Source organism: Enterobacter sp. MGH 38 (genome assembly GCF_000492855.1).
Taxonomy (GTDB): Bacteria; Pseudomonadota; Gammaproteobacteria; order Enterobacterales; family Enterobacteriaceae; genus Enterobacter; species Enterobacter hormaechei_C.
In genome coordinates this window covers 169,106-191,428 of sequence record NZ_KI535608.1, presented here as the reverse complement: position 1 = coordinate 191,428, position 22,323 = coordinate 169,106, and the positions used below count along the sequence as shown (strand labels likewise).

The 22,323-nt window shown below is 53.3% G+C and carries 21 protein-coding genes; 9 read left to right on the top strand and 12 right to left on the bottom strand.

The window, feature by feature from the left end; genetic code table 11:
• Nucleotide 1: 1 nt before the first annotated feature.
• The gene (locus L384_RS10405) at nt 2-1,048 is read left to right on the top strand and encodes a PLP-dependent cysteine synthase family protein (RefSeq protein ID WP_003859036.1); all 1,047 of its coding nucleotides are present in this window, start codon (nt 2-4) and stop codon (nt 1,046-1,048) included.
• A 39-nt stretch (nt 1,049-1,087) separates the two neighbouring features.
• Here L384_RS10405 and cof read toward each other — a convergent pair whose 3' ends face one another.
• Entirely contained in the window at nt 1,088-1,906 is an 819-nt protein-coding gene (gene cof / locus L384_RS10410) for an HMP-PP phosphatase (RefSeq protein WP_003859037.1), read from the bottom strand.
• A gap of 101 nt (nt 1,907-2,007) precedes the next feature.
• Between cof and L384_RS10415 the strand changes: the two genes are divergently transcribed.
• Together L384_RS10415 and queC are read left to right on the top strand one after the other, a co-directional pair.
• A complete protein-coding gene (locus tag L384_RS10415; protein WP_023324236.1) occupies nt 2,008-3,708 on the top strand; it encodes an SgrR family transcriptional regulator in 1,701 nt (566 codons plus the stop codon).
• Between the two features lie 66 nt (nt 3,709-3,774).
• Nucleotides 3,775-4,470 (top strand): 7-cyano-7-deazaguanine synthase QueC, encoded by a 696-nt coding sequence (gene queC / locus L384_RS10420; RefSeq protein ID WP_015571271.1) that lies wholly within the window; start codon nt 3,775-3,777, stop codon nt 4,468-4,470.
• Between the two features lie 3 nt (nt 4,471-4,473).
• Here queC and L384_RS10425 read toward each other — a convergent pair whose 3' ends face one another.
• From L384_RS10425 to bolA, 11 genes are all read right to left on the bottom strand, one after another.
• Nucleotides 4,474-4,803, bottom strand: a complete 330-nt coding sequence (locus tag L384_RS10425) for a helix-turn-helix domain-containing transcriptional regulator (RefSeq protein ID WP_022650480.1) — start codon at nt 4,801-4,803, stop codon at nt 4,474-4,476.
• Nucleotides 4,790-5,140, bottom strand: coding sequence for a type II toxin-antitoxin system RelE/ParE family toxin (locus tag L384_RS10430; protein WP_023324235.1), 351 nt, complete (start codon nt 5,138-5,140; stop codon nt 4,790-4,792). Before L384_RS10430 ends, L384_RS10425 begins: the two co-directional genes overlap by 14 nt.
• Before the next feature lie 47 nt (nt 5,141-5,187).
• Nucleotides 5,188-5,586, bottom strand: coding sequence for a YbgC/FadM family acyl-CoA thioesterase (locus L384_RS10435; protein ID WP_023324234.1), 399 nt, complete (start codon nt 5,584-5,586; stop codon nt 5,188-5,190).
• Between the two features lie 97 nt (nt 5,587-5,683).
• The gene (locus L384_RS10440) at nt 5,684-6,064 is read right to left on the bottom strand and encodes a helix-hairpin-helix domain-containing protein (RefSeq protein WP_023324233.1); all 381 of its coding nucleotides are present in this window, start codon (nt 6,062-6,064) and stop codon (nt 5,684-5,686) included.
• Nucleotides 6,065-6,212: 148 nt separating this feature from the next.
• Complete coding sequence (ppiD, locus tag L384_RS10445; RefSeq protein ID WP_023324232.1) at nt 6,213-8,084, bottom strand: peptidylprolyl isomerase; 1,872 nt, start codon at nt 8,082-8,084, stop codon at nt 6,213-6,215.
• A 212-nt stretch (nt 8,085-8,296) separates the two neighbouring features.
• The gene (gene hupB, locus L384_RS10450) at nt 8,297-8,569 is read right to left on the bottom strand and encodes a nucleoid-associated protein HU-beta (RefSeq protein ID WP_002444653.1); all 273 of its coding nucleotides are present in this window, start codon (nt 8,567-8,569) and stop codon (nt 8,297-8,299) included.
• Nucleotides 8,570-8,779: 210 nt separating this feature from the next.
• Nucleotides 8,780-11,134 carry an endopeptidase La gene (gene lon, locus L384_RS10455; RefSeq protein ID WP_006809878.1) on the bottom strand — a complete coding sequence of 785 codons (2,355 nt, stop codon included), beginning with the start codon at nt 11,132-11,134 and terminating at the stop codon, nt 8,780-8,782.
• Nucleotides 11,135-11,318: 184 nt separating this feature from the next.
• Nucleotides 11,319-12,593 (bottom strand): ATP-dependent protease ATP-binding subunit ClpX, encoded by a 1,275-nt coding sequence (gene clpX, locus L384_RS10460; RefSeq protein ID WP_006809879.1) that lies wholly within the window; start codon nt 12,591-12,593, stop codon nt 11,319-11,321.
• Between the two features lie 127 nt (nt 12,594-12,720).
• Nucleotides 12,721-13,344 carry an ATP-dependent Clp endopeptidase proteolytic subunit ClpP gene (clpP, locus tag L384_RS10465; RefSeq protein ID WP_006809880.1) on the bottom strand — a complete coding sequence of 208 codons (624 nt, stop codon included), beginning with the start codon at nt 13,342-13,344 and terminating at the stop codon, nt 12,721-12,723.
• A 260-nt stretch (nt 13,345-13,604) separates the two neighbouring features.
• Complete coding sequence (gene tig / locus L384_RS10470) at nt 13,605-14,903, bottom strand: trigger factor (protein WP_015571277.1); 1,299 nt, start codon at nt 14,901-14,903, stop codon at nt 13,605-13,607.
• A 331-nt stretch (nt 14,904-15,234) separates the two neighbouring features.
• The gene (gene bolA, locus L384_RS10475) at nt 15,235-15,552 is read right to left on the bottom strand and encodes a transcriptional regulator BolA (RefSeq protein ID WP_003859051.1); all 318 of its coding nucleotides are present in this window, start codon (nt 15,550-15,552) and stop codon (nt 15,235-15,237) included.
• Between the two features lie 303 nt (nt 15,553-15,855).
• On the opposite strand from bolA, the gene L384_RS10480 reads away from it, so the two are divergent.
• The 6 genes from L384_RS10480 (at nt 15,856) to L384_RS10505 (ending at nt 22,320) form a co-directional block, all read left to right on the top strand.
• Nucleotides 15,856-16,434 carry a lipoprotein gene (locus L384_RS10480; RefSeq protein WP_023324231.1) on the top strand — a complete coding sequence of 193 codons (579 nt, stop codon included), beginning with the start codon at nt 15,856-15,858 and terminating at the stop codon, nt 16,432-16,434.
• Nucleotides 16,435-16,479: 45 nt separating this feature from the next.
• On the top strand, nt 16,480-17,955 hold the full coding sequence (gene ampG / locus L384_RS10485) for a muropeptide MFS transporter AmpG (RefSeq protein ID WP_023324230.1): 1,476 nt from the start codon (nt 16,480-16,482) through the stop codon (nt 17,953-17,955).
• A gap of 479 nt (nt 17,956-18,434) precedes the next feature.
• Nucleotides 18,435-19,382 carry a cytochrome o ubiquinol oxidase subunit II gene (gene cyoA, locus L384_RS10490; RefSeq protein WP_003859054.1) on the top strand — a complete coding sequence of 316 codons (948 nt, stop codon included), beginning with the start codon at nt 18,435-18,437 and terminating at the stop codon, nt 19,380-19,382.
• Nucleotides 19,383-19,398: 16 nt separating this feature from the next.
• Nucleotides 19,399-21,390 carry a cytochrome o ubiquinol oxidase subunit I gene (gene cyoB, locus L384_RS10495; protein ID WP_022650473.1) on the top strand — a complete coding sequence of 664 codons (1,992 nt, stop codon included), beginning with the start codon at nt 19,399-19,401 and terminating at the stop codon, nt 21,388-21,390.
• Complete coding sequence (locus tag L384_RS10500) at nt 21,380-21,994, top strand: cytochrome o ubiquinol oxidase subunit III (RefSeq protein ID WP_003859057.1); 615 nt, start codon at nt 21,380-21,382, stop codon at nt 21,992-21,994. The genes cyoB and L384_RS10500 overlap by 11 nt, the downstream gene beginning before the upstream one ends.
• Nucleotides 21,994-22,320, top strand: a complete 327-nt coding sequence (locus L384_RS10505; RefSeq protein ID WP_006809888.1) for a cytochrome o ubiquinol oxidase subunit IV — start codon at nt 21,994-21,996, stop codon at nt 22,318-22,320. The genes L384_RS10500 and L384_RS10505 overlap by 1 nt, the downstream gene beginning before the upstream one ends.
• Nucleotides 22,321-22,323 lie beyond the last annotated feature (3 nt).

The window sequence follows — 22,323 nt, the reverse complement described above, 5'->3', positions numbered from 1 at the left end:
GATGAATAGCACCTGGGTTAAACATGCCATCAGCGAAATAAATGCCGACTATCAGCGCTCGGCAGACACCCACTTAATCCGCCTGCCTCTGCCGGGATTTCCCGGTATTCAGCTCTATCTGAAAGATGAAAGTACCCATCCTACCGGTAGCCTGAAGCATCGCCTGGCGCGTTCACTCTTTTTATACGGTTTATGTAACGGCTGGATTAAAGAAGGCACCACGATTATTGAATCGTCGTCCGGATCAACTGCCGTCTCCGAAGCCTACTTTGCCCGCCTGTTGGGTCTGCCGTTTATCGCCGTGATGCCCTCATGCACGGCGAAACGTAAAGTTGAACAGATCGAATTTTACGGCGGACGCTGCCACTTTGTGGACAGTGCCTGCGAAATCTATGCGGCCTCCGAAATGCTGGCCCGCGAGCTGAATGGTCACTATATGGACCAGTTCACCTTCGCCGAACGCGCCACCGACTGGCGCGGCAATAATAACATTGCGGACAGCATTTTCCGCCAGATGACCCATGAGCCGCATCCTGTCCCCTCTTACATTGTCATGAGCGCGGGCACGGGCGGAACCTCCGCCACCATCGGACGTTATATCCGCTGTCAGGGTTATGATACGCAGCTGATGGTGGTTGACCCGCAAAACTCGGTGTTCCTCGATTACTGGCAATCCCGCGATGCGAGCCTGCGCAGCCCCGTGGGGAGCAAGATCGAAGGGATTGGTCGCCCGCGCGTCGAACCCTCGTTCATTCCGGACGTTGTGGATGAGATGCTCCGCGTGCCGGATGCCGCCAGCGTCGCGACGGCGCACTGGCTGGAGACACAGCTTGGCCGTAAAGTCGGGGCTTCTACCGGCACCAATATGTGGGGCGCGCTACAGCTGGCCGCGAGGATGCGTGAAGAAGGCCGTACCGGCTCTGTCGTCACGCTGCTGTGCGACAGCGGGGAGCGATACCTGGACACCTATTACAACGCAGAATGGGTGCAGGCCAATATTGGCGATGTTGAGCCGTGGAAAGCGCAGATTTCGCAGCTGGTGAAATAAAAAAAGCCAGGCTTAGCCTGGCTTGCTGGAAGGGTCTTACTATTCGGGGGAATATGGGAGGTTATTTTTGTCCAGCCAATGCGTCAAAAAATGGGACACCGCTTCGTTACGACAGTGTCCGATAACCGGTAAATGCGGGAGCGCGGCGATAAGCTGCGGCATCGCGTTCCCCATAATCAGCCCACGACCTACGTTGCTCAGCATCTCGTGGTCGTTCATGGCGTCACCAAAGGCCATACAGTCCTGCATCGTCAGCCCAAGATGATCGCTCAGCACCGCCAGCGCGGATCCTTTGTTACAGCCCACCGGCAGCACTTCAAGACAGTCCACCGCCGAGAAGGTCAGGTGCGCCCGTTCGCCCAGCGCCTCGTTAAGCTGAATACGCAGACGGCAGAGATCGTCGTGATCGCCACAGAAGCAGATCTTGGTCACCTTGTGTGCCGGAATGCGGCGCAAATCGATAAGCTGATATTTAAAGCCGCTGTAAACGTGTGCGTGCAGCAAGGCCGGGATCTCACGCCCGGTAAACCAGCCTTCATCATTAAAAACATGCACGCTGGCCTGCGTATCCCAGGTGCTGTGCAGGACAATGTCCGCCACCTCCGGATTCAGATCCTGACGGTGCAGCACATCGCCGTCGACGGAGTGAATGCGCGTTCCGTTGCCGGTGATCAAGAACGCATCGAGGGCAAATGTCCCCAGCAGATGGCGCATCTCCAGCACATGACGACCAGTAGCAAACGTCAGGGTAACTTCACGCTCGCGCAGGCGCTTAAGAGTGTTCAGGGTTTTCTCCCCTAAACGGTGATCCGGCATTAACAGCGTGCCGTCCATATCAAATGCAGCGAGCCGAGCCATGATTACTCCCGAAATGTGATGCGGTTAACTTGTGCATCAGTATTACGTGGGATATACGGAAGTAATAGTGAATAGATGATAATTATTGTTCCGGGTTTTTCATGCGCCAGCTTAACCGTCTTAACCAGTATCAGCGTCTGTGGCACCCGTCTGCCGGCGCACCACAGCAGGTGACCATCAGTGAACTTGCCAGCCGCTGCTTTTGCAGCGAGCGACATGTTCGCACCCTGCTGCGCCAGGCGCAGGAGGCGGGCTGGCTAAGCTGGCACGCCCGCTCCGGACGAGGTAAGCGTGGGGAATTACGCTTTCACGTCACCCCGGATTCGTTGCGTAATACGATGATGGAAGAGGCCCTGAAAAGTGGACAGCAGCACAACGCGCTGGAGCTGGCCCAGCTCGCGCCTGAAGATTTGCGATCGCTGCTGCATCCGTTTATGGGCGGGCAGTGGCAGAACGATACGCCGACGCTGCGTATTCCCTACTATCGCTCGCTGGAGCCGCTTCAGCCGGGGTTTCTCCCTGGCCGGGCGGAGCAGCATCTGGCGGGACAGGTATTCTCTGGTTTGACGCGTTTTAATGGTAACAGCAGTGAACCCACGGGCGATCTGGCGCATCACTGGGAAGTCTCTGCTGACGGCCTGCGCTGGCATTTCTACATTCGCTCCACCCTGCACTGGCATAACGGCGATAAAATAGAGACGGCACAGCTCCGGCAAAGCCTGACGGCGCTGTTATCGCAGCCCGGCATGGGCACGCTGTTCCGCAGCGTCTTACGTATCGAAACCACGCACCCGCAGTGCCTGACGTTTATTCTCCATCAACCTGACTACTGGCTGGCGCACAGGCTGGCAACCTACTGTAGCCGTCTGGCGCATCCCGATTACCCTGTGGTAGGCAGCGGTCCCTTTCGGCTGAGCGTTTTTGAGCCTGAACTGGTGCGTCTGGAAAGCCACGAGCAGTATCATCTTGGCCATCCGTTGCTTAAGGCTATCGAGTACTGGATCACGCCCCAGCTTTTTGACTACAGTCTGGGCACCAGCTGTCGCCACCCGGTGCAAATCGCCATTGGCGAGGCCGACGAGCTGGCCAGCCTGCGGCTGGTGAGTAACAGCACCAGTCTGGGCTTCTGCTACCTCACGCTAAAACAGAGTCCACGTCTGAGCGAACTTCAGGCAAAGCGGCTGATTAATATCATTCATCTCTCAACGCTGCTGCACACGCTTCCCCTGAACGAAGGGCTCATCACTCCTACCGAGGAACTGCTTCCCGGCTGGGCGATCCCCCAGTGGCCTGATTTAACCGACGTTGCGCTGCCAGAGGCATTGACGCTGGTCTACCACCTGCCGGTTGAGCTTCACACCATGGCCAGCCAGTTAAAAGCATACCTTGCGCGGCAGGGTTGTGAACTGACCGTCATCTTTCACGACGCCAAAACGTGGGACGGGTGCCAGCAGCTTGCCGATGCAGACATCATGATGGGAGACAGACTGATTGGCGAAGCGCCGGCGTACACGCTTGAGCAGTGGCTCCGCTGCGATGCGCTCTGGCCGCATCTGCTGAGCGCACCGGCATTCGCCCATTTGCAGGCCACGCTGGATGCGGTGCAGTCGCAGGCCGACGAGCGTGACCGACACGCAGGACTTCAGGCTATATTCAGCCGGTTAATGGAGACAGCCGTCCTGACGCCGCTCTTTAACTACCAGTATCAAATCAGCGCGCCTCCGGGCGTCAACGGCATACGCCTTAACACTCGCGGCTGGTTTGACTTCACCGAAGCCTGGCTTCCTCCACCAAACGCGTGAAGAAGCTGGTCGCCGCTTTAGCCAGGCGTTAACATGACGCTTTTACTGTAACTGTCGAGATGATCTATGAAACGTGCCGTCGTCGTGTTCAGCGGAGGACAAGATTCCACCACCTGCCTGATTCAGGCGCTTCACCAGTATGATGAAGTGCACTGCGTCACTTTTGATTATGGTCAGCGTCATCGCGCTGAAATCGATGTCGCTCGTGAACTGGCTCTCAAACTGGGCGCCCGCGCTCATAAAGTGCTGGACGTGACGCTGTTAAATGAACTGGCCGTCAGCAGCCTCACCCGCGACAGCATTCCGGTGCCTGATTACGAACCTGATGCCAGCGGCATTCCGAACACCTTCGTACCGGGCCGCAACATTCTCTTCCTGACCCTGACGGCAATATACGCTTATCAGGTGAAGGCCGAAGCGGTGATCACGGGCGTGTGCGAAACCGACTTCTCTGGCTACCCGGACTGCCGGGATGAATTCGTGAAAGCACTCAATCACGCCGTCGATCTGGGAATGGCAAAAGAGACCCGCTTCGAAACGCCGCTGATGTGGCTGGATAAGGCTGAAACCTGGGCGCTGGCCGACTACTGGGGCAAGCTGGATGTCGTTCGCAACGAGACCCTGACCTGCTACAACGGCATTAAAGGGGACGGCTGTGGGCAGTGTGCCGCCTGTAACCTGCGCGCGAACGGTCTGAATCATTATTTTGCGGATAAAGCGGGCGTTATGGCCGCAATGCAGAAAAAGACCGGGCTGAAATAAGGGCTACCTGACCGTGCTGTCGAACAGTTTTACACCGGCAGCACGGGTAATTTTCATCAGTGTAGTCAGCGTTGGGTTACCATTTTCGGACAGGGTACGGTATAGCTGCTGACGTGAAAGCCCCGCTTTGGCTGAAATCTCTCCAATACCGCCGCGCGCTTCGATAACGCGTCTGAGGGCAATCAAATAGGCTGGGATCCCCTGGTCCTCGTAAATTTCATCCAGTGCAATTTGCAGATAGAGTTGCGCGTAAGAAGGATTTTCGCGCAGCATTTTGACTACAGCTTCATCATGGCTGACGGTACTTGAGAATTTTCGCTCACTTTTGCTCATGGAGTTTATCCTTTTGATGATCTTTCCAGTAATCTATTGCCAGCATCACATCCGCTTTCTGGCTCTTTTTGTCACCGCCGATCAGCAACAATAAGATTTCCCGATGCTGGACCGCAAAATAGACTCGATAACCGGGACCACTATCAACCTTCAACTCCCAGACACCCTCTCTGAGATAACGGTAATCGCCAAAATTCCCCTTCTCAGCGCGGTCGATTCGCAGAAGGATCCGAAACGCCAGCTCCGGATCCTTTCGTCTCAACTTTGCTACCCAATCCTCAAACGGTATTTTTCCGTCGCGGGTTCGGTAACGTTTAACAACGTAGTCCCTGTTCATGATTTTATCCCTGAAAACCCTTCTTGTCTTTTATAAAAGACAAATATTTACGCGATCATCAGCTCCAGCTTTTCGCGCAACTCCCCTTCCAGCGGCAACGCTTTCTGGGTTTTGAGATTGATACAGACAAAGGTGATCAGCGCATCGGCCACAATCTGCCCTTCTGGCTCCAGCGTAACGACCTGGCTCAATACACCACTTTTGCCATTCAGTTGTTGAACCTCACTGGTCACGGTGAGCACATCCCCCAGCACAGCCGGGCGGCGGTAGTTAATGTTGATATTGACGACCACAAACGCGATGTTGTGTGCGGTTAGCCACAGGAAGCTTGCGCTGTTCTCCAGGCCGTCCCAGCGCGCCTCTTCAAGAAATTCAAGGTAGCGGGCGTTATTGACGTGCTGGTAAACATCGAGGTGATAACCACGGACTTTGATTTGTGTCTGCATAGCGCAATAGCCTTTCGTTGTTATAGGTTCAGAGGTCATAACTGGTATGACCTCTTTATCCTGGCAAATTTTTGCCGCAGTGCAAGTGATTACGCGATTACAGCGTCAGGTGTGCGAGATTGCGCTCAACCAGCGCGCTGCCCATACCCGGCACCTGCTTGAGATCGTCAAGGGTTTTGAAAGGACCATACTCTTCACGATAGCTGACGATGGCCCGCGCTTTTTTGAGGCCCACGCCATTCATTACGCGGGCAAGATCGTCCGCAGAGGCAGTATTAATACTGACCCGCGTACCCTCGTCCTCAATGGCTTTCGTGCTGGCCGTCGCGTTGGCTTTAACCTGACCTTGTGACGTTGCATCGGCCTGAGTTTGTGCAGCCTGGGCTTTAGACGAGGGTGACGCCGCCAGCGCGCCCGCACTCATCCCGGAAGTGGCAATAGCCAGTGTAATTAACAGTGCTTTGATTCCACATTTCATGCTGTTTTCTCCTTGTTTGTTGACAGCCATGCCACGATAGCCGCACGGGAAAACAGGGACAAACAGCAGATTGCAGAAATGGAAAAGGCCGCGAAAGCGGCCTTTAGTTTTTGCAGAACGTTACGAAAATCTGCGAGCAGACACGTAATTATTGCTCCTGAGTGACCACATCACCCAGCTTGATTTTGGCTTCTTTACGCAGGTTGCTCATCAACGCTTCGAAAGCAATCTGGGCATTGTTCTGGGTAATTCCCTGAACCATGGCCTTCTTCTGCGCGTCTGGCAGCGTGCCGGCTTTCACTTCATCCAGCGCCAGAACCACCACGTTACCCTGCATATCGGTCGTGGTGCCAAAGACAGGTTTGTCTTTCGCCGGCAGGCTCAGACCAAACGCCGCCTGGCTGACAGGATCCTGACCGGTACGGCTCAGCGTTTTTGCTTCGCCAAAGCTCAGGCCAGCCGCTTTCAGCGCATCGTTCTTACCGGCTTTCAGGTCGGCCAGAATTTTCTCTGCATCCAGTTTTGCCTGCTGTGCCGCTTTGTTGTGTTTCACCAGCGCCACCACCTGATCTTTCACTTCCGCCAGGGGCTTCACTGCCTCGGCTTTGTGCTCGCTGACGCGCAGTACGAACGCACGATCACCGTCAACGGTAATGATATCTGAGTTGCTGCCCGGCGTACCATTCTCACCGACCAGACCACCATTGAAAATGGCATCTGAAACCGGTTTGAAGTTCAGTTCTTCCGGCAGGTTTTCGTGGCTGAACCAGCCCGTCTCAACCGCTTTCACGCCAGCAGCCTGCTCAGCGCCCGCCAGTGATTCGTTGTTGTTGCTTGCGGCATCGCTCACTTTCTGTTGCAGAGCATAGAAGGCATCCAGCGCTTTCTCCTGCTTCACTTTCGCAGCGATATCATCACGAACGTCAGTCAGCGGCTTGGTTTTCGCCGCCACAACATCGTCCAGACGCGCCACCAGGAAGCCGACGGAGGATTTGATTACACCAGACAGTTGGCCTTTCTCTTTCAGGCCTGCATTTTTCAGCTCATCCGGGGTAGTTGACTCTTCCAGCCAGCCCATATCACCGCCGTTTTTGGCAGAAATAATGTCGGTAGATTTTGCTTTCGCTAAGGTGGCGAAATCAGCGCCTTTGTTCAGCTCGTCCAGCACGGCTTTCGCTTCTGCTTCCGTTTTGGTCTGGATCACGCTGTAACGGTTACGCTGCGGCTGAGTGAACTGATCCTGATGCTGGTCGTAATAAGACTGGATCTCGGCGTCAGTCGCATTTTCCTGCATCGCAGCTGCATCCAGCTTGATATAGCTTACGCGGAACTGTTCCGGAGAGATGAAGTTGTTCTTGTTTTGCTCGTAGTAAGCATTAACTTCAGCGTCGCTAACCTGCTGTTTCGCTGCCAGTGCGTTGACATCAATCGTCGCTTCACGCACCACACGTTGCTGCGCCACCAGTGCCGCCAGCTCTTCAGTTTCGCCTTTCAGCATGAAATCGGTGCCCACCACCGCGTTGATTAGCTGTTGCGTGGTCAACTGGTTACGCAGTGCCTGAGCGTACTGGTCAGCCGTCATACCCATCTGGTTAACAATGCTGTTGTAACGCGCGTTGTCGAACTTCCCATTAGACTGGAAAGCCTGCGTCGAGAAGATGGCTTTTTTAACCTGCTCATCGCTGATGCCCAGACCCAGGCTTTTCGCGTACTGATCCAGCAGCGCCTCGTCAATAAGGCGGTTCAGCGTCTGCTGACGCAGGTTTTTCATATAGCCTTCGTTGGCTGCAAGTTCAGAGTATTGGTCGCCCAGCTGTTGCTGCATGCGGTTACGTTCACCAGCAAAAGCGTTCTCGAACTGCCCACGGCTAATTTCCTGGCCATTCACTTTTGCGGCGTAGTTCGCGCCACCGCCGATGAGGTAACTACTCACACCGGTCAATATGAACGACACGATAATGATACCGAAAATAATCTTGAGCACGAGACTGTTAGCAGCCGTGCGTAAGCTGTCCATCATGGTGTAACAACACTCCGCTGTAGGTGACTGGTTACCTGACGCTGACGGAAAATCCTGACCGTCGCGCGTAAAGGCGTATTGTGACAAGAAAACAGGGCAATTGTCAGCCCACAACTCGCATAAACTCGCACAAATCAGGTCTGGACAAACAAAAAAGGCACATCAAACGATGCGCCCTTGTACTTTTCAGCTTCCCTGGAGCGGGAAAGCAATCAGTTTACTGCGTCTTTCAGCGCTTTACCTGCACGGAAACCCGGCACTTTAGCGGCAGCAATGGTGATCTCTTTGCCGGTCTGAGGGTTGCGGCCAGTACGGGCTGCACGCTCTTTAACCGCAAAAGTACCGAAGCCTACCAGTGCAACGTCGTCCCCAGCTTGCAGAGATTCAGTAACAGAAGCAATTAAAGCATCTAAAGCACGTCCAGCTGCCGCTTTAGAAATATCAGCACCCGCAGCAATTTTGTCAATCAGTTGAGATTTATTCACTGTTCTCTTCCTCTCTTTATAATTTATATCGCACCTGAATCCTTCACAGCGCGACCGCGCAGCAGTTATATCAGTCCTGCTATGACCTTACAACACCCGTTGTTGATGGCTAACCCAATCAGCAATCTAAATTAGCTATACAAAAAAAGGCTGGCAAGTACGAAATGACTTACCAGCCTTGTTTTTATTGGCGCTCTTTGCGCGAGGTCACTATTTTGCGGTTACAACCTGCATTCCGGACGGTTCATTTTGCAGTGCGAGAGTCAGAACTTCCTCAATGCGTTTCACCGGATGGATCTGCAAATCGGCAATAACGTTGTCCGGAATCTCTTCCAGATCGCGTTTATTCTCGTAAGGGATCAATACGGTTTTGATCCCACCGCGGTGTGCCGCCAGCAGTTTTTCTTTTAACCCGCCGATAGGCAGTACCTGACCACGCAGCGTAATTTCACCGGTCATGGCCACATCAGCACGAACCGGATTACCTGTCAGGCAGGAAACCAGCGCAGTACACATGGCAATACCCGCGCTTGGGCCATCTTTCGGCGTCGCCCCTTCCGGAACGTGAACGTGAATGTCGCGTTTTTCGTAGAAATCCGGGTTGATACCCAGTTTTTCCGCACGCGCGCGCACCACGGTCAGCGCCGCCTGGATGGACTCCTGCATCACTTCACCCAGCGAACCGGTGTAGGTCAGCTTGCCTTTGCCCGGAACACAGGCGGTTTCGATGGTCAGCAGATCGCCGCCCACTTCCGTCCATGCCAGACCGGTCACCTGACCAACACGGTTTTCGTTGTCTGCGCGACCGTAGTCGAAGCGTTGAACGCCCAGGTACGCATGCAGATTGTCGCCGTTAATCACGATGTGCTTCAGGCTCTTATCCAGCAGCAGCTGTTTCACCGCCTTACGGCACAGCTTAGAGATCTCACGTTCGAGGCTACGCACACCCGCTTCACGGGTGTAGTAACGAATAATGCCGACAATGGCGCTGTCCTCAACGGTCAGCTCGTTGGCTTTCAGCGCGTTACGCTCAATCTGCTTCGGCAGCAGGTGCTGTTTGGCAATGTTCAGCTTCTCGTCTTCGGTATAACCTGACAGACGGATCACTTCCATACGGTCCAGCAGCGGCGCCGGAATGTTCATGGAGTTCGACGTCGCCACAAACATCACATCGCTCAGGTCGTAATCCACTTCCAGGTAGTGATCGCTAAACGCCACGTTCTGCTCTGGATCAAGCACTTCCAGTAACGCCGACGCCGGATCGCCACGCATGTCCGAAGACATTTTGTCGATCTCATCGAGCAGGAACAGCGGGTTTTTGACGCCCACTTTCGCCATTTTCTGGATAAGCTTGCCCGGCATGGAACCGATGTAGGTACGGCGGTGACCGCGGATTTCCGCTTCATCACGCACGCCGCCCAGCGCCATACGGATGTACTTACGCCCTGTCGCTTTGGCGATGGACTGGCCCAGAGAGGTTTTACCCACCCCTGGAGGCCCTACCAGGCACAGGATTGGGCCTTTGATTTTGTTCACACGGCTCTGTACCGCGAGGTACTCAAGAATGCGGTCTTTCACACGTTCCAGGCCGTAGTGGTCGGTATCCAGGATCTCCTGGGCCTGACGCAGGTCTTTTTTGACCTTGCTGCGGGCATTCCACGGAACCTGCACCATCCACTCAATGTAGCCGCGTACAACGGTCGCTTCCGCCGACATCGGAGACATCATTTTCAGCTTCTGCAACTCAGCTTCGGCTTTCTCTTTCGCCTCTTTCGGCATCTTCGCCGCGTCGATCTTACGCTTCAGCGCTTCGTTTTCATCCGGCGCATCGTCCATCTCGCCGAGCTCTTTCTGAATGGCTTTCATTTGCTCGTTCAGATAGTACTCACGCTGAGATTTTTCCATCTGCTTTTTGACGCGGTTGCGAATGCGCTTCTCAACCTGGAGCAGATCGATCTCAGACTCCATCATCGCCATCAGGTATTCCAGACGTTCGTTAACGTCGGACATTTCCAGCACGGACTGTTTGTCAGCCAGCTTCAGCGGCATATGCGCAGCGATGGTATCCGCCAGACGTGCAGGATCGTCGATGCTGTTCAGCGACGTCAGCACTTCAGGTGGGATTTTCTTGTTCAGCTTGATGTAGCCTTCGAACTGGCTAATCGCGGTGCGTACCAGCACTTCCTGCTCGCGCTCATCAAGTTCCGGTGAATCAAGGTACTCTGCCTTCGCAGAGAAGTGCTCGCCATCGTCTGACAGAGTGGTAATACGCGCACGCTGTAAGCCTTCCACCAGCACCTTCACGGTGCCGTCTGGCAGCTTCAGCATCTGCAAAATAGAGGCCACGGTCCCGACGGTGAAAAGATCGTTTACACCCGGCTCATCCGTTGATGCTTCTTTCTGCGCGACCAACATGATTTTTTTATCATGATCCATGGCGGCTTCGAGGCAACGGATAGATTTTTCCCGCCCTACAAATAAGGGTATGACCATGTGCGGATAAACCACCACATCGCGCAACGGCAATACGGGGATTTCAATGCGTTCAGAACGCTCAGGATTCATAGAGCTCTCTCTTAGTTTAGTGTCCGCCAGGTAAACTGGTCATGTAACTGTGCTTCACACAACCATTAACATGTAATCCAGTATATGGGGATGTTTCCCATACATTCAACGCCATGAATACGGAAAAAGTAAAGGGGAGATAAAATCCCCCCTTTTTGATTAACTGATTGTATGAAATGGTGAATTATTCGCCAGATGCCTGCTGCGCTTCCGGTTTACCGTAAATCAGTAACGGCTTGGTCTGGCCACCAATGACGGACTCGTCGATCACGACTTTTTCGACGTCTTCCATAGAAGGAAGATCGTACATCGTGTCGAGCAATGCTGCTTCCACGATAGAACGCAGGCCACGGGCACCGGTTTTACGAGCCATCGCTTTCTTGGCAATCGCGTCCAACGCTTCGTCACGGAATTCCAGCTCAACGCCTTCCAGATTAAACAGCGCCTGATACTGCTTGGTCAGCGCGTTTTTCGGCTCTTTCAGGATCTGAATCAACGCGTCTTCGCTCAGTTCGTTCAGGGTCGCCACAACCGGCAGACGGCCGATAAATTCCGGAATCAAACCGAATTTGATCAGATCTTCCGGCTCAACCTGCGCCAGCAGCTGGCCTTCGTTTGGTTTTTCAGACGTGGCTTTCACCGTTGCGCCAAAACCAATGCCGGAGCCGGTTTCCACACGGTGAGAGATCACTTTATCCAGGCCTGCAAACGCACCACCACAGATAAACAGGATCTTAGAGGTATCAACCTGCAAGAATTCCTGCTGCGGATGTTTACGCCCACCCTGCGGTGGAACAGCCGCAACCGTACCTTCAATCAGCTTCAGGAGCGCCTGCTGCACGCCCTCTCCCGAGACGTCACGGGTGATGGACGGGTTGTCTGATTTACGAGAGATTTTGTCGATCTCATCGATATAGACGATCCCGCGCTGGGCTTTCTGTACGTCGTAATCGCACTTCTGGAGCAGCTTCTGGATAATATTTTCAACGTCTTCACCCACATAACCGGCTTCGGTCAGGGTGGTGGCATCCGCCATAGTGAACGGAACATCCAGCAGGCGCGCCAGCGTTTCTGCCAGCAGGGTTTTACCGGAACCGGTAGGCCCGATCAGCAGAATGTTACTTTTGCCCAGTTCTACGCCATTGCTGGTATCGCCGTTACGCAGACGTTTGTAGTGGTTGTATACCGCCACCGCCAGCACTTTTTTCGCCTGCTCCTGACCAATGACATAGTCATCCAGGTGGTGGCGAATCTCGTGTGGCGTTGGTAACGCGCTGCGCTCACGGTGCGGCGCGACTTCTTTAATCTCTTCGCGAATGATGTCGTTACATAAATCGACGCATTCGTCGCAGATATACACGGACGGCCCGGCAATCAGTTTACGCACTTCATGCTGGCTTTTGCCGCAAAAAGAGCAGTACAGCAGTTTGCCCGAACCATCTTTGCGTTTATCTGTCATGAGTCCAAACCTCTTTTTAAGTTCTATGTGCCGCACATGACGACGCAAATGCCATTCTCAGACGCAAGCTGCTTACAGGCAACGTGCCGCCCTACCTTAGTATAGCGGCACACTCGCGTCGCGGGCATCAATTACGATGGGTCAAAATGGAGTCGACTAAGCCGTACTCAACTGCCTCTGGCGCAGAGAGGAAGCGATCGCGCTCGGTATCGCGCTCGATCTGCTCGAGAGGTTGACCCGTATGCTGCGCCATAAGTTCATTCATGCGCGCTTTTACTTTCAGAATTTCTCGGGCGTGGATTTCAATATCCGTCGCCTGGCCCTGGTAACCACCCAGCGGCTGGTGAATCATCACGCGGGAGTTAGGCAGGCAGAAACGCTTACCTTTCGCCCCTGCGGTTAACAGGAAAGCCCCCATGGACGCCGCCTGCCCCATACAGATGGTGCTGACATCCGGCTTGATGAATTGCATGGTGTCATAAATAGACATGCCCGCCGTAATAACACCGCCCGGCGAGTTGATATACAGGTAAATGTCTTTTTCCGGGTTTTCCGCTTCCAGGAACAGCATCTGCGCCACGATCAGGTTAGCCATATGGTCTTCCACCTGGCCGGTCAGAAAGATAACGCGTTCCTTGAGCAGACGGGAATAGATATCGAAAGAACGCTCACCGCGTGATGTCTGTTCAATAACCATTGGCACCAGCGCCATATGGGGTGCAAAGTTATCTCGTTCGCCACTGTATGACATTTCCGTCTCCTGGTTCAAAATTGAAAACACCTGCTGTACTGATTGTAACCTTATGGACGGATTATCAGCCAGTCTCAATCATCGTGATTACATACTAATGGGGGTCGCCATGCCCTATTTCAAGCATAACAACGTTTTGTTGTAACGCTAACACTGAAAGGGCGTTTTAGCACCCTTCCAGGACTAAAGCTGTGATAAAAAAAACCCGTCGCCGGAGGGCAACGGGTTTTTTGTTCAAACTTTAAACCGTTGGGGCGAAATTACGCCTGCTGGTTCATCAGTTCGGTGAAAGAGGTCTCTTTTTCGGTCACTTTCGCTTTCGCCAGTACCGCTTCAACAGCCTGCTCTTCCAGTGCGACGTTGCGCATGTTGTCCATCAACTCTTTGTTCTTACCGTAGAACTCGATCACTTCTGATGGATCTTCGTATGCAGAAGCCATCTCTTCGATCAGGCCTTTCACACGCTCTTCGTCAGCTTTCAGCTCGTGGGTACGAATCACTTCGCCCAGCAGCAGGCCAACAACAACGCGACGTTTCGCTTGCTCTTCGAACAGCTCGCGTGGCAGTTCCATCGCTTGCTGCTGGTTGCCACCGAAGCGCTGTGCAGCCTGACGGCGCAGAACGTCGATTTCGCTGTCGATCAGGGCAGCAGGAACGTCGATGTCGTTCGCTTTCACCAGACCTTCAATCGCCTGAGACTTCACGCGGTTACGTACAGCGCCGTTCAGCTCGCGCTCCATGTTTTTACGCACTTCGGTACGCAGGCCCGCAACAGAACCATCTTCCACGCCGAAACGCTTGATGAATTCTTCAGTCAGTTCTGGCAGTTCGCGCTCTTCCACTTTCTTCAGGTTGATAACGAACTTCGCTGCTTTACCTTTCAGGTTTTCAGCGTGGTATTCTTCAGGGAAGGTCACGTCGATGGTGAACTCTTCGCCCGCTTTGTGGCCTTTGATACCGTCTTCGAAGCCTGGGATCATACGACCCTGGCCCATCGCCAGTACGAAATCAGACGCTTTACCGCCTTCGAACTCTTCGCCGTCTACAGAACCGGTGAAGTCGATGGTTACGCGGTCTTCTGCGTCAACAGCGCCTTCTTTCTCTTTCCAGTTCGCCTGCTGCTTACGCAGGGTATCCAGCATGCCGTCAACGTCTTCGTCGGTCACGGAAACGATCGGTTTTTCAACTTCGATAGATTCCAGACCTTTCAGCTCAACTTCCGGGTACACTTCGAACTCTACGGAGTAGGTGAAGTCTTCGCCCTGCTTGTATTCGCCTGGAACGTAGTTCGGCGCACCGGCTGGATTGATTTTTTCTTTGATGATCGCGTCGATAAAGTTGCGGCTCATCAGTTCACCCAGCACATCCTGACGCACGGAAGCGCCATAACGCTGAGCAACAACATTCATTGGTACTTTGCCCTTGCGGAAGCCGTCAATACGTACTTTTTTTGCTACGTTGACCAGCTCGCTTTTCACAGCAGTTTCGATGCTGTCAGCAGCGATAGTAATCGTTACACGGCGGCCAAGGCCTTGAGTGGTTTCAACTGAAACTTGCATCTTGTTACCTCAAAAAAATCACAGTGCTCGGTCAACTCTGAATCTGTCTGTTATACCGGGATGCTCTCTTATGTGCAGATTCACATTCCCTGTCGCCAGAATCATCCCGAAGACATTCAATAAGACGCGGCATTATAGCGGCATCACTTAGGTGAGTCGAGAACGGTTGGAGCATGTTGCTGCGGCTTTTTTCACACTTTAAGGCTATTTTTAGCCTTAAAAACGCGCCATCCGCTCAAAACTCAGACAAAACAAAACGGCCCGAAGGCCGTCTTGACGAAATCTGTAAGCAACATACTGGAAAAACTCCGGCGGTTGCAAATCCGATTTATCAGGCGATGGTGCCTGCACCCCGACAAGGCGGTGATGCGAATACCGTATCCTGTAGCCCTTCCCATTCCTTAATGGTGTAGGTATGCAGCGCCAGCGCATGTACGGTTGTGGAGAGTTCTTCCGTCAAGGTGCTGTAGATCAAGCGGTGTCGGTTCAGGAAACGTTCTCCCGTGAAGCGATCGCTGACCAGAACCACTTTAAAGTGGCTTTCAGAACCTGCCGGCACGTTATGACGATAGCTTTCGTCGACAACTTCGAGAAACACAGGGTTGAACGCTGCCCTTAATTTTTCTTCTATCTGTTCACGTATCATCATGAAATCACTCCTCCGACAACGCTAAGATGTCACCCATCCCTTTAAATATTAGCCGCTTTTACCGGTTCCATTACACCTTGACAACAAATATTTAGCTTTCGTCTGATTTTCTCACCCAAACGAATGAAGTTCACTATGAGGTTCATACGTTTTGTCACTTACAGACAGAGAAAAGCGGAAAGGTGGTCAGTTTTCGGACAAGGCGATGAATTTACATGCGTTGACCACTTCCCCTGGCCGTTAGCGATGTTATGATGGCGGCAATTTTTCTCTCTTTGCTTACGATTCGTTGAGAACCCGAAAATGTTAAAAAAACTCTTCTTTCCGTTGGTAGCACTCTTTATGCTCGCCGGCTGCGCGACTCCGCCGACGACCATTGACGTTTCACCAAAAATTACCCTGCCTCAGCAGGATCCAAGCCTGATGGGCGTTACGGTCAGCATTAATGGCGCCGATCAGCGTCAGGACCAGGCGCTGTCGAAAGTGACTCGCGACAACCAGCAGGTCACGCTGACCGCCTCCCGCGACCTGCGCTTCCTGTTGCAGGAAGTGCTGGAGAAACAGATGACCTCCCGCGGCTACATGATTGGCCCAAGCGGCGCGGTTGATCTGCAAATCATCGTGAACAACCTGTACGCTGACGTCTCCCAGGGTAACGTTCGCTACAACATTGCGACTAAAGCCGATATCGCCATCATCGCTACCGCGAAGAACGGCAACAAAATGAACAAAAACTACCGTGCGAGCTATTCCGTTGAAGGCGCATTCCAGGCCTCCAACAAAAATATCGCTGACGCGGTTAACAGCGTGCTGACTGACACCATTGCCGACATGGCACAGGACACCAGCATTCACGACTTCATCAAGCAGAACGCCCGTTAATCCTGCTGACTGACCCGGTGCTTCACCGGGTCAGTTCATAAGAACATGTCCAGTCACTACTTACGCATTTTCCAGCAACCGAAATCAGCTATTCTGCTGATCCTTGGTTTCGCCTCCGGTTTGCCCCTTGCGCTCACCTCCGGCACGTTACAGGCGTGGATGACGGTTGAGAACATCGATCTTAAAACCATTGGTTTCTTCTCGCTCGTCGGCCAGGCTTACGTCTTTAAGTTCCTGTGGTCGCCGGTGATGGATCGCTATACCCCACCGTTCCTCGGGCGCCGTCGCGGTTGGTTAGCGATGACGCAGGTGCTGCTGTTGCTGGCCATTGCCGCAATGGGTTTCCTTGAGCCGTCAACACAGCTGCGCTGGATGGCCGCGCTTGCGGTGGTCATCGCCTTCTGCTCCGCTTCGCAGGACATTGTTTTTGACGCCTGGAAGACGGACGTCCTGCCAGCGGAAGAGCGTGGTGCCGGTGCGGCAATCAGCGTGCTTGGCTACCGCCTGGGTATGCTGGTTTCCGGCGGGCTGGCCCTCTGGCTTGCCGACCGCTATCTCGGCTGGCAGGGAATGTACTGGCTGATGGCCGCTCTGCTGATCCCCTGCATTTTTGCCACGCTATTCGCGCCTGAACCGAGCGATGTGATTCCGGTTCCCCGCTCGCTGGAGCAGGCCGTTGCCGCACCGCTCCGCGACTTCTTTGGTCGCAATAATGCCTGGCTGATCCTGCTGCTGATTGTCCTTTATAAGCTCGGCGACGCTTTCGCCATGAGTCTGACCACCACCTTCCTGATCCGCGGCGTCGGGTTTGATGCGGGCGAGGTCGGCGTGGTGAACAAAACCCTGGGGCTGTTTGCCACGATCGTCGGCGCGCTGTACGGCGGCGTATTGATGCAGCGTCTGTCGCTGTTCCGTGCTCTGCTGATCTTCGGCATCCTTCAGGGCGCTTCGAATGCCGGTTACTGGCTGCTGTCGATCACCGACAAGCATATGATCAGCATGGCGACGGCGGTATTCTTTGAAAATCTGTGCGGAGGTATGGGCACTGCGGCATTTGTCGCCCTGCTGATGACGCTGTGCAATAAGTCATTTTCCGCCACCCAGTTTGCCCTGCTCTCTGCCCTCTCAGCCGTCGGGCGCGTGTACGTAGGTCCCGTCGCGGGCTGGTTTGTTGAAGCCCACGGCTGGCCGACATTTTATCTCTTCTCTGTGGTGGCGGCTGTGCCGGGGATTTTATTGTTGCTGGTCTGTCGCCAGACGCTGGAATATACCCAGCGGACGGAACACTTCATGCCGCGCACGGAATATCAGGCTGCTTACCGGTTTGCCCTGCGTCTGCTGATGGCAGGTTGTCTTGCGCTGGTAGTGTGGCTCGCGGTTCTCATTATCAATGCGACGACCACCTTGTCGCTTCCTTTTGAAACCCAGCTGCTTGATGCAGGCGTGTTTCTCGCCATCGTGGGTATCCTGACCGGTGGGATGCTGGATTTCATGTCACTGCGGAAAACGCAGATGACATGAAGTAAAAAGCGAAAGGTTATTTCCCGTTGTAATAACGACACGAAATTATAACGGCGAAATAACCGCCATCGGCAAAAAAAAATATTTGTTGTTTTGTGCGGGATAGCATTCGGAAATTATTGGAGCTTATTTCGCTACGCTATTTTCCGTTAAACGATTCAGCATTCGAAAGATTGAATTTTCGTTTTTTAGTTGTCTTTTTATTGATAATTAATTGTTAATTATTTGTGTATTTTCCGCAATGGTTATACCAATTGTCCCTTTTGCGGTATGCTGGGACACCCTTTCGTTATAACGCCCACTCCGTGCGGCTTCCCCCGGAAAACGCGACATAATTTGCAACACTTGTGACATGTGCGGCAGAACCCGGTAACACCTTCCTGACACAGGGCTAATGATGTTTACAGTAATGTAACCTTCCCGTAAAATGCCCCCACACTTTAAACGCCACCAGACTCCCGTGGAATTGAGGTCGTTAAATGAGACTCAGGAAATACAATAAAAGTTTGGGATGGTTGTCATTATTCGCAGGCACTGTATTACTCAGTGGCTGCGATTCTGCACTACTAGACCCCAAAGGACAGATTGGACTGGAACAACGTTCATTGATACTGACGGCTTTTGGCCTGATGTTGATTGTGGTTATTCCTGCCATCTTGATGGCTGTTGGTTTCGCCTGGAAGTATCGTGCGAGCAATAAAGATGCGAAGTATAGCCCTAACTGGTCACACTCCAATAAAGTGGAAGCTGTGGTCTGGACGGTACCTATTCTGATCATCCTGTTCCTTGCTGTACTGACCTGGAAAACCACTCACGCACTTGAGCCGAGCAAACCGCTGGTTCACGATGAAAAACCTATTACCATTGAAGTGGTCTCCATGGACTGGAAATGGTTCTTCATCTATCCAGAACAGGGCATTGCTACCGTGAATGAAATCGCCTTCCCGGCGAACACTCCGGTTCAGTTCAAAGTGACCTCCAACTCCGTAATGAACTCCTTCTTCATCCCACGTCTGGGTAGCCAGATTTACGCGATGGCCGGTATGCAGACTAACCTGCACCTGATCGCGAATGAAGCAGGCACCTACGACGGTATCTCCGCCAGCTATAGTGGCCCGGGCTTCTCGGGTATGAAGTTCAAAGCTATCGCTACGCCAGACCGCGCGACTTTCGACCAGTGGGTTGCAAAAGCGAAGCAGTCTACCAACACCATGTCTGACATGGCGGCGTTCGAAAAAGTGGCTGCACCTAGCGAATACAACAAGGTGGAGTACTTCTCTAACGTGAAACCGAATCTGTTCAAAGATGTTATTGGCAAATTTATGGATCACGGCATGAGCATGGACATGACCCAGCCTGAAGGCGAGCACAACACGCACCAGGGTATGGAAGGCATGGACATGAGCCACGCGGAAACCGCTCACTAAGGGGCCGAGGAAGAAAATGTTCGGAAAATTGACACTGGATGCAGTGCCCTACCATGAACCGATTATTATGGTTACGGTGGCTGCAATTATCATTGGTGGCGCGGCCTTAGTTGGCCTGATCACTTACTTCGGTAAGTGGAGCTACCTGTGGAATGAGTGGCTGACTTCGGTTGACCACAAAAAACTCGGTATCATGTACTGCATCGTCGGTATCGTCATGTTAATTCGTGGCTTTGCGGATGCAATCATGATGCGTAGCCAGCAGGCGCTTGCGTCTGCGGGCGAAGCCGGCTTCCTGCCACCGCACCACTACGATCAGATCTTTACCGCCCACGGCGTTATCATGATCTTCTTCGTGGCGATGCCGCTGGTAATCGGTCTGATGAACGTGGTCGTTCCGCTGCAAATCGGCGCGCGCGACGTTGCGTTCCCGTTCCTGAACAACCTGAGCTTCTGGTTCACGGTTGTCGGCGTTATCCTGGTTAACCTGTCACTGGGTGTGGGCGAATTTGCTCAGACCGGCTGGCTGGCCTACCCGCCGCTGTCGGGAATTGAATACAGTCCGGGCGTGGGCGTTGACTACTGGATTTGGGCGCTTCAGCTCTCCGGTGTCGGTACCACTCTGACCGGTATTAACTTCTTCGTGACCATCCTTAAGATGCGTGCACCAGGTATGACGATGTTCAAGATGCCAGTATTTACCTGGGCATCTCTGTGCGCCAACGTCCTGATTATCGCGTCGTTCCCAATTCTGACCGTCACCATCGCGCTGCTGACCCTGGATCGCTATCTGGGTACCCATTTCTTCACGAATGATATGGGTGGCAACATGATGATGTACATCAACCTGATTTGGGCCTGGGGTCACCCGGAAGTGTACATCCTGGTTCTGCCGGTGTTCGGTGTGTTCTCCGAAATCGCGGCAACCTTCTCGCGTAAACGTCTGTTTGGTTACACCTCTCTGGTGTGGGCAACCGTATGTATTACCGTTCTGTCGTTCATTGTCTGGCTGCACCACTTCTTCACCATGGGTGCGGGCGCCAACGTAAACGCCTTCTTCGGTATTACCACCATGATTATCGCGATCCCGACCGGGGTTAAGATCTTCAACTGGCTGTTCACCATGTACCAGGGCCGTATCGTGTTCCACTCAGCTATGCTGTGGACCATCGGCTTCATCGTGACCTTCTCCGTAGGTGGGATGACCGGGGTACTGCTGGCGGTACCTGGTGCTGACTTCGTTCTGCACAACAGTCTGTTCCTGATTGCGCACTTCCATAACGTTATCATCGGTGGCGTGGTCTTCGGCTGCTTCGCTGGCGTAACCTACTGGTGGCCAAAAGCGTTCGGCTTCACGCTGAACGAGAAATGGGGTAAACGCGCGTTCTGGTTCTGGATCATTGGCTTCTTCGTAGCATTTATGCCGCTGTACGTGCTGGGCTTCATGGGTATGACCCGTCGTCTGAGCCAGCAGATCGATCCGCAGTTCCACCCAATGCTGATGATTGCAGCGGGCGGCGCAGCGCTGATTGCCTGCGGTATTCTGTGCCAGCTGATTCAGTACTACGTGTCTATCCGTGACCGTAACCTGAACCGCGACCTGACCGGTGACCCGTGGGGTGGCCGTACGCTGGAGTGGTCTACCTCTTCTCCACCTCCGTTCTATAACTTTGCCGTAGTGCCACACATTCATGAGCGTGACGCATTCTGGGAAATGAAAGAAAAAGGTGAAGCGTACAAGCAACCTGAACATTACGAAGAGATCCATATGCCGAAAAACAGCGGTGCGGGCATCGTCATTGCCGCCTTCGCAACGGTATTTGGTTTCGCAATGATCTGGCACATCTGGTGGATGGCGATTGTTGGCTTCGCTGGCATCGTAATCAGCTGGATTGTGAAGAGCTTTGACGAGGACGTGGACTACTACGTACCAGTCCGTGAAGTTGAAAAGCTGGAAAACCAGCATTTTGACGAGATTTCTAAAGCGGGGCTGAAAAATGGCAACTGATACTCTGGCGCACTCGACTGCCCACGCGCATGAACATGCGCACCATGATACAGGACCGACGAAAGTCTTCGGTTTCTGGATCTACCTGATGAGCGACTGCATCCTGTTCTGCTGTCTGTTCGCAACCTATGCCGTTCTGGTGAACGGCACAGCGGGCGGCCCGACCGGTAAGGACATCTTTGAGCTGCCGTTCGTACTGGTTGAAACCGCACTGCTGTTATTCAGCTCCATCACCTACGGCATGGCGGCTATCGCCATGTACAAAAACAACAAGAGCCAGGTTGTCTCCTGGCTGGCGTTGACCTGGCTGTTTGGTGCTGGCTTTATCGGGATGGAAATCTATGAATTCCATCACCTGATCATGGAAGGTTTCGGCCCGGATCGTAGCGGCTTCCTGTCAGCGTTCTTCGCGCTGGTCGGCACCCACGGTCTGCACGTGACCTCGGGTCTGATCTGGATGGCGGTACTGATGTTCCAGATCTCCCGTCGCGGCCTGACCAGTACTAACCGTACCCGTATTATGTGCCTGAGCCTGTTCTGGCACTTCCTGGACGTGGTATGGATCTGTGTGTTCTCTGTTGTCTATCTGATGGGGGCGATGTAATGAGTCATTCTAACGATCATGGCGCTTCCCACGGCAGCGTAAAAACCTACATGACAGGTTTCATCCTGTCGATCATTCTGACGGTGATCCCGTTCTGGATGGTGATGAACGGTTCTGCATCTAAGCCGGTTATCCTGGGCGCAATCCTGGTGACCGCGGTGATTCAGATTCTGGTGCATCTGGTTTGCTTCCTGCACATGAACACCAAGTCCGATGAAGGCTGGAACATGACGGCCTTTATCTTTACCGTGATTATCATCGCTATCCTGGTAGTCGGTTCCATCTGGATTATGTGGAACCTTAACTACAACATGATGGTTCACTAAGAG